The sequence below is a fragment of the Geobacillus sp. G4 genome, assembly GCF_040327975.1.
In the GTDB taxonomy this organism is placed as follows: Bacteria; Bacillota; Bacilli; order Bacillales; family Anoxybacillaceae; genus Geobacillus; species Geobacillus thermoleovorans.
In genome coordinates this window covers 155,879-163,364 of record NZ_JBEPJY010000008.1, presented here as the reverse complement: position 1 = coordinate 163,364, position 7,486 = coordinate 155,879, and the positions used below count along the sequence as shown (strand labels likewise).

The following is a 7,486-nucleotide window of genomic DNA, read 5'->3' as shown; positions in this document are numbered from 1 at the left end:
CGGGGTCAAATAACCTTCGCCTTCGGGATTGTAAATCCCTGCAGGCGAAGAACATTTGCCCATCGCGGCGACCCGCGAGCCTCAGCTTTTCTTATGACGCTTGCGTTTTGTTTAGTTTTCAAGGAGCTTTTTCGCTGTCCCTTAATGATGACAGCTATTAAATAATAACCCATGGACAACGAAAAGTCAACAACTTTTTTATTTCTTTACCGTCACAAGCAATGTTGATTGTATCATGTGGATGTTGTTTAGGCAATAGTATTTTTTGGAACTGACACTGATCAACCTTGCACCATTTCCTCGATATATATGTCCCGCTGAACGCTTAGTGACAGCAACTGTCCGGTTTCGATGATCTTGACGATTGGCCGGGCTGGCTCGTCCGAAGGAATAAACATAACTTCAGCCATTTCGCCGTTGGAGAGTTTGACGACGGCTCCTGTTTGTAGGCCGATGAGATTGTTCACCAGCGCGGCGACAGCTTCTGTACTCAGTTTGCCGAACTGCTCCCTTTGCATCGTTTCAATGGCCCGAAACGGCGACTGTTTGCGACGGTATAACCGTTCTGAAGTCATGGCATGGTAGACATCAGCGACGGCAACGATCTGGCTGTAAGGGTGAATTCTTTCTGCTTTTACTCCGAGCGGGTAGCCGCTGCCGTCATTTCGTTCATGATGTTGCAACACAGCAAGTTTTGCCCCATGGTTTAGCGCAGGGATTTTTTGCACCATGCGGTAGCTGAAGACAGGGTGCTGCTTTACTTCATTGAACTCGGCTTCAGTGAGCGCTGACGGATTTGTCAAAATTCTCTTACTTACTTTCGCCATGCCACAGTCTGCTAGCACACCGGCAAGGGCGATTTGGTGGCATTCCCCTTCGCTGTATCCAAGCTGCATGGCCAAAAAGCCCGCGAGCAGCCCGACGCTGACGGCATGATGGTGCAAATATTCGTCCTTTGTTGCGTAATGATGCAACATAAGCAACTCCCGTTTTTGGCCCGCCATTCGTTCAAAAAGCGAAATGATGACCCCTCTGATTTCGCCGATATCAACCGGCAAACCGGCTTGCCACGATTGAAACCATGTTTTGTATCGTTGGACCGCCTCTAAGTAGAAGGCCATCGGCTGTTTGGCAACCGCCGTTGATGCGGAATCGACGTTGGGAAATGGTTCACCGTTAGCAAGCAATGGTTCAACGTCCACTTCCTCAACGAGGAATTTTTCAAGTACGAGTAGCAACGGTTTCGTGATCACGGTGTTTTTCGGTATAATTGGACGTTTCGTCTTGCCGAGCACATCTTCAGCGAGCACGCATCCTTCGCGAAGCTGGGAGCGTTTCACACGGACCATCGATTAGTGCCCCCTTTGTCTTTTTTTCTCTGTATTTCTATCGTAACATGATTTTGGCCGCGATGGCAGGCTTTTGAAACAGAAAAACGACGCCCCGCGCCTATAGGCGAAGCGCCGTTTCCGTTAGGCTGAATGATCTTCTTCTTTATTCCTCGTCCCTTTCTTCCTCAGGCACTTTCGCCACCGTAGCGACGCACTCATGCCCATCTTCGCCAGAGAGGCGAATGAGCTTAACGCCTTGGGCGATTCTTCCCGTCCGAGAAATATCGCTGACGGCAATGCGAATGAGCACGCCGCCGGTCGTGATCACCATGACGTCTTCATTGCCGACGACGGTTGTCACCGCAACGACAGGACCGTTTTTATCCGTGACGTTGCACGTTTTCAATCCTTTGCCCCCGCGGCTTTGCACGCGGTATTCCGAGGCCGGAGTGCGCTTGCCGAACCCTTTTTTCGTGACGACAAGCACATCATGATGGTCTTCTAAAATTTCCATGCCAACTACTTCATCCCCGTCATCAAGCGTGATCGCTTTGACTCCAGTCGCGCTGCGGCCCATCGCCCGCACGTCGGTTTCCGGAAAACGGATGAGCATGCCGTTTTTCGTACCGATGATCAAATGCTTTTTGCCATCCGTCAGCCGGACAGAAATCAGTTCATCCCCTTCGCGCAAATGGATGGCGATAAGCCCGTTGTTGCGAATATGGGCGAACGCTGAAAGCGGGGAACGTTTGGCAATTCCTTGCTTTGTCGCAAACACGAGGTAGCGTTCATCGCTAAACTCGCTTTCAATCGGAATCATGGCGTTGATCCACTCATCTTTATCGAGCTCAAGCAAGTTGATGATCGGCAGCCCTTTGGCTGTGCGGCCGAATTCCGGAATCTCGTAGCCTTTTGCCTGATATACTTTCCCTTTATTCGTGAAAAACAGCACGGTGTCATGAGTCGACGTAATGAGCAAATGTTCGACAAAATCGTCTTCCGCCGTATGCATGCCTTGCACGCCCCGTCCGCCGCGTTTTTGGCTCCGGTACGTCGATAAAGGCAAGCGCTTGATGTAGCCTTTATGAGTAAGCGTGATGACGACATGCTCTTGTGGAATTAAATCCTCGTCATCGAACTGCTCAACGGCTCCTGAAACGATTTCCGTGCGCCGCTCATCGTTGAACCGCTCCTTAATTTCGCTCAGTTCATCGCGAATGATTTGCAATACTTTCTCTTCGTCGGCCAATACGCCTCTCAGTTCTGCGATCAGACGGACAAGGTCTTGGTATTCTTGTTCGATTTTTTCCCGCTCAAGGCCGGTTAACCGTTGCAGGCGCATATCCAAAATCGCCTGCGCTTGCCGTTCACTGAGTGAGAACCGCGCCATCAGCCCTTCGCGCGCCGCCTCCGTTGTCTGTGAGCGGCGGATGAGGTCGATCACTTCATCCAAATGGTCAAGGGCGATGCGCAACCCTTCCAGAATGTGAGCACGCGCCTCGGCTTTTTTCAGCTCAAACGCCGTCCGCCGGCGGATGACGGTTTTTTGATGGTTTAAATAATGCTCCAAACACTCTTTTAAGTTCAGCACTTTCGGCTCGCCGTTTACCAAAGCAAGCATGTTGATGCCAAAACTCGTTTGCAATGCCGTATGTTTGTACAAATTGTTCAACACAACCTTCGCGTTGGCATCGCGCCGCACTTCGATAACGATGCGCATGCCGCTCCGATCCGACTCGTCGCGCAAGTCGGTGATGCCGTCAATTTTTTTGTCGCGCACAAGTTCGGCGATCCGCTCGATCAGTTTCGCCTTGTTTACTTGGTAAGGGAGCTCGGTCACAATGATCGTTTCCTTGCCGTTTGGCTGCTGCTCGATTTCGGCCTTGGCGCGCAATGTAATGGAGCCGCGACCCGTTTCGTACGCCTTGCGGATGCCGCTGCGGCCGATAATTTGTCCAGCGGTTGGAAAGTCAGGTCCTGGGATGTATTCCATCAAATCGGCAACCGTCATCTCCGGATTTTGGCTTAATGCCAACAAGGCATCAATCACTTCGCCAAGCTGGTGCGGCGGAATGTTCGTCGCCATTCCGACAGCGATGCCGGATGAACCGTTGACAAGCAAATTAGGAAACCGGGACGGCAGCACGACCGGTTCTTTTTCCGAACCGTCATAGTTGTCTTGATAGTCAATCGTGTCTTTGTTGATATCACGCAAAAGCTCCATGGCGATTTTCGACATGCGCGCTTCCGTGTAGCGCATCGCTGCTGCCGCGTCGCCGTCAATCGATCCGAAGTTGCCATGTCCGTCGACAAGCATGTAGCGGTAGTTGAAATCTTGCGCCATGCGCACCATCGTGTCATACACGGCGGCATCCCCGTGCGGATGATATTTCCCGATCACTTCGCCGACGATGCGAGCCGACTTTTTATACGGTTTATCGGCAGTCATGCCGAGGTCGTGCATGGCATATAAAATGCGGCGATGCACCGGCTTCAGCCCGTCGCGCACGTCCGGCAGGGCGCGCGAAACGATGACGCTCATCGCATAGTCAAGAAACGAAGAACGCATTTCCTGGCTGATGTTCACTTCGCGGATGCGCGGTTGTTCGTGTTCTGCCATTCGTTCAAACCTCCCTTTGAAACCTCCTCCAGTCCGGACCGCCTGGCCAGGCGGACGCGGACGGACGGCGGGCGCCGCTTCGCTCGCGCGCCGGGTGTCCCCGTCGGCAAGGTGAAGCGAGGAGGGCGGCTGATTCCCTCTTTTTTTATCCTAAATGTCCAAGTTTTTCACATAACGGGCATTTTCTTCGATGAACTGGCGGCGCGGCTCAACTTTATCGCCCATTAAAATTTCAAACGTTTCATCTGCGTCAATGGCGTCTTGCAAGCTCACTTGCAGCAACGTTCTCGTTTCCGGATTCATCGTCGTTTCCCAAAGTTGCTCCGGATTCATTTCGCCCAGTCCTTTATAGCGTTGAATCGTCGGTTTTGGCTGGTCCGGCAGCTCAGCAAGGATTTTCTCAAGCTGGCGGTCGTTGTAAGCATAACGCACCTGTTTTCCCTGCTCGATTTTATACAGCGGCGGCTGAGCGATATAAATGTAGCCGTGTTCAATCAATTCCCGCATATAACGGTAAAAAAATGTTAAAAGAAGCGTGCGAATATGGGCCCCGTCAACATCGGCGTCGGTCATGATGATGACCTTATGGTAACGCGCCTTTGAGATGTCAAACTCTTCGCCAATGCCCGTGCCAAGGGCGGTAATAATCGCCCGCACCTCATTGTTCGACAAAATTTTGTCCAAGCGCGCTTTTTCCACGTTAAGGATTTTCCCGCGCAGCGGCAAAATCGCTTGGAAATGGCGGTCGCGCCCTTGTTTCGCGGAGCCGCCGGCCGAATCGCCCTCGACGACATACAGCTCGCTGATCGACGGGTCTCTTGACGAACAGTCAGCCAGTTTGCCCGGCAAATTGGAAATTTCAAGCGCACTTTTGCGCCGCGTCAGTTCGCGCGCTTTTTTCGCCGCCAGCCGCGCCCGCGCCGCCATCATGCCTTTTTCGACGATTTTTCGGGCAATCGTCGGATTTTCAAGCAAAAACGTTTCAAATTGTTCGGAAAAGACAGCGTCGGTCACCGTGCGCGCATCGCTGTTGCCGAGCTTCGTTTTCGTTTGCCCTTCAAACTGCGGCGATGGATGCTTGATCGACACGATGGCCGTCAGCCCTTCGCGCACATCTTCGCCAGTCAAATTCGCGTCGTTTTCTTTAAAAATTTGCTGCTTGCGAGCGTAATCATTGATAATGCGCGTCAGCGCCATTTTAAAGCCAGATTCATGTGTGCCGCCTTCATGCGTATGAATGTTGTTGACAAACGAATAAATATTGCTCGTATAGCCGTCGTTGTACTGCAAGGCGATTTCTACGGCAATGCCGTCACGCTCGCCAGCGATATAAATTGGCTCTTCGTGCAGCACTTCTCGTGTTCGGTTCAAATGACGGACGTATGAACGAATGCCGCCTTCGTAAACATATTCGTTTTTTCGGCTGTCAACCCGTTCGTCCGTCAGCGTGATTTTTAAGCCGCGATTTAGAAAGGCGAGCTCACGCAACCGAGTGGCCAGCGTTTCATAGTCAAATTCGGTCGTCTCAGTGAAAATTTCCGGGTCCGGCTTAAAACGGGTCGTCGTTCCGGTCCGGTCTGTCTCGCCGATGACTTGCAAGTCGGTGCACGGTTCTCCGCGCTCGTACCGCTGGTAATGGATTTTTCCATCCCGATAGACGTAAACTTCGAGCCATTCCGATAAGGCGTTGACGACCGAAGCGCCAACGCCGTGCAAGCCGCCGGACACTTTATAGCCCCCTCCGCCAAATTTCCCACCGGCATGAAGGACGGTCATAATGACTTCGACGGCGGGACGCCCGGTCGCCTCGTGAATGTCAACCGGAATGCCACGCCCGTTGTCGGCGACGGTGATGCTGTTGTCTTTGCCGATCGTCACATCGATGTTTGTGCAATAGCCCGCCAACGCCTCGTCGATGCTGTTGTCGACGATTTCCCAAACGAGATGGTGCAGTCCTTTCGGCCCCGTCGAGCCGATGTACATCCCCGGGCGCTTGCGGACCGCTTCAAGGCCTTCAAGCACTTGGATTTGGCTTGCATCGTACGTCTGCTCAACCCGTTGTTCCATTGTCATGCCTGATCACCTACGCTTTCTTTGCAAACGTTCAACGGTCTCGCGGTCAAGAAGGAGCGGTTACCGAACCAGAATGGACTCGATAAATAGCCGCTTCTTGAATGATATCGTGCTTAATGCCGTCAATGCTTGTTGTTGTGACAAAAGTTTGCACTTTTTTCCGGATGGCATCAAGGAGGTGGGTTTGCCGAAAGTCATCAAGTTCTGACAACACATCATCCAGCAATAAAATGGGGTAATCGCCTAACTCGGAAAAGATGAGCTCAAGTTCTGCCAGCTTGACCGCTAGCGCGGTTGTACGTTGTTGCCCCTGGGAACCGAAAGTTTGCACGTTTTTTCCATTCACGAAAAACGCGATGTCATCACGATGCGGGCCGACCAGCGTTGTTCCCCGCTGAACTTCCCGTTCCCTCATGGCGGCGAACGTTTCACTGTATGCTTCTACTATTCTCGACAATTCCGCCTTTTCTGATACGTCGACCGACGGTTCGTATCGGATGCAAAGCTGTTCGGCGCCGCGGCTGATTTCATAGTGGATTGGCATCGCCCATTGCTCAAGCAGCGACAAAAACTGGCGGCGCCGCAGCGTAATTTTGGCCGCCAGCAATACAAGCTGCTCAGTTAACACATCAAGAACCGCCTCATCGCTCCGCTCGCGCGCCTGCATCATTTTTAAGTAATGATTGCGTTGTTGCAGCAGCTTTTGGTATTGGCTCAAATCATGTATATACACAGGCGACACTTGCCCGATTTCCATATCGACAAATCGGCGCCGCACTTGCGGACTTCCCTTGACTAAATTCAAGTCTTCGGGAGCAAACATGACGACATTCAAATGGCCGACGTATTGGCTGAGCCGCTGCTGTTCAATATGGTTGCATCTTGCTTTTTTTCCTTTTTTTGAAATAAGCAACTCAAGCGTTAACGACCCGCTTCGTTTTTCCGCTCTTCCTTCTATTTTAGCATACTCTTCATTCCAACGGATAAGGTCTTTATCGTTGGACGTGCGGTGCGACTTCGCCATAGCCAAAACATAAATGGCCTCCATCATGTTAGTCTTTCCTTGGGCATTTTCTCCTAAGATGACGTTCACGCCCTCACCAAAATTCAGCGTTTCATACTCATAATTCCGGTAATTCGTCAACGTTAAGTTGGTCAAAAACACCGAACCTTCACCTACTCCGCTTTTACGACGACGAACGTGCCAAACGGTTCAATGTCGATCCGGTCGCCGTCTCTCAGCTTTCGCCCGCGCCGGTTTTCCCGTTCTCCATTGACAAGCACGTGATGTTCCTGCAAAAACCATTTGGCCGCACCGCCAGTATCGATCAATCGCACAAGTTTCAAAAGCTGCCCCAGCGTAATCGTTTCCGTTGTAATCGTCACCCGTTGTTCCATCCGTGTCATCGCTCGCTTTCCTTCAAACTGCCTATTCTTTTATTTTACCGAAAAATCCGCCCAC

At 51.7% G+C, this 7,486-nt stretch carries 5 protein-coding genes; all 5 read right to left on the bottom strand.

What is annotated here, in order from left to right; all coding sequences use genetic code 11:
* Window positions 1-281: 281 nt before the first annotated feature.
* A complete protein-coding gene (locus tag ABS784_RS11760) occupies window positions 282-1,349 on the bottom strand; it encodes an HD-GYP domain-containing protein (protein WP_014194554.1) in 1,068 nt (355 codons plus the stop codon).
* 145 nt (window positions 1,350-1,494) lie between these two features.
* Entirely contained in the window at window positions 1,495-3,951 is a 2,457-nt protein-coding gene (gyrA, locus tag ABS784_RS11755; RefSeq protein WP_011229522.1) for a DNA gyrase subunit A, read from the bottom strand.
* A 150-nt stretch (window positions 3,952-4,101) separates the two neighbouring features.
* Window positions 4,102-6,024, bottom strand: coding sequence for a DNA topoisomerase (ATP-hydrolyzing) subunit B (gene gyrB / locus ABS784_RS11750; RefSeq protein WP_012820420.1), 1,923 nt, complete (start codon window positions 6,022-6,024; stop codon window positions 4,102-4,104).
* 46 nt (window positions 6,025-6,070) lie between these two features.
* Entirely contained in the window at window positions 6,071-7,189 is a 1,119-nt protein-coding gene (recF, locus tag ABS784_RS11745) for a DNA replication/repair protein RecF (RefSeq protein ID WP_011229520.1), read from the bottom strand.
* An 11-nt stretch (window positions 7,190-7,200) separates the two neighbouring features.
* On the bottom strand, window positions 7,201-7,431 hold the full coding sequence (gene yaaA, locus ABS784_RS11740) for a S4 domain-containing protein YaaA (protein WP_012820418.1): 231 nt from the start codon (window positions 7,429-7,431) through the stop codon (window positions 7,201-7,203).
* Window positions 7,432-7,486: the final 55 nt, after the last annotated feature.

Bases quoted from the DNA above. Each gene is read 5' to 3' on its own strand.
- yaaA (WP_012820418.1), bottom strand. From the start codon at position 7,431: ATGACACGGATGGAACAACGGGTGACGATTACAACGGAAACGATTACG.
- gyrB (WP_012820420.1), bottom strand. From the start codon at position 6,024: ATGACAATGGAACAACGGGTTGAGCAGACGTACGATGCAAGCCAAATC.
- gyrA (WP_011229522.1), bottom strand. From the start codon at position 3,951: ATGGCAGAACACGAACAACCGCGCATCCGCGAAGTGAACATCAGCCAG.
- ABS784_RS11760 (WP_014194554.1), bottom strand. From the start codon at position 1,349: ATGGTCCGTGTGAAACGCTCCCAGCTTCGCGAAGGATGCGTGCTCGCT.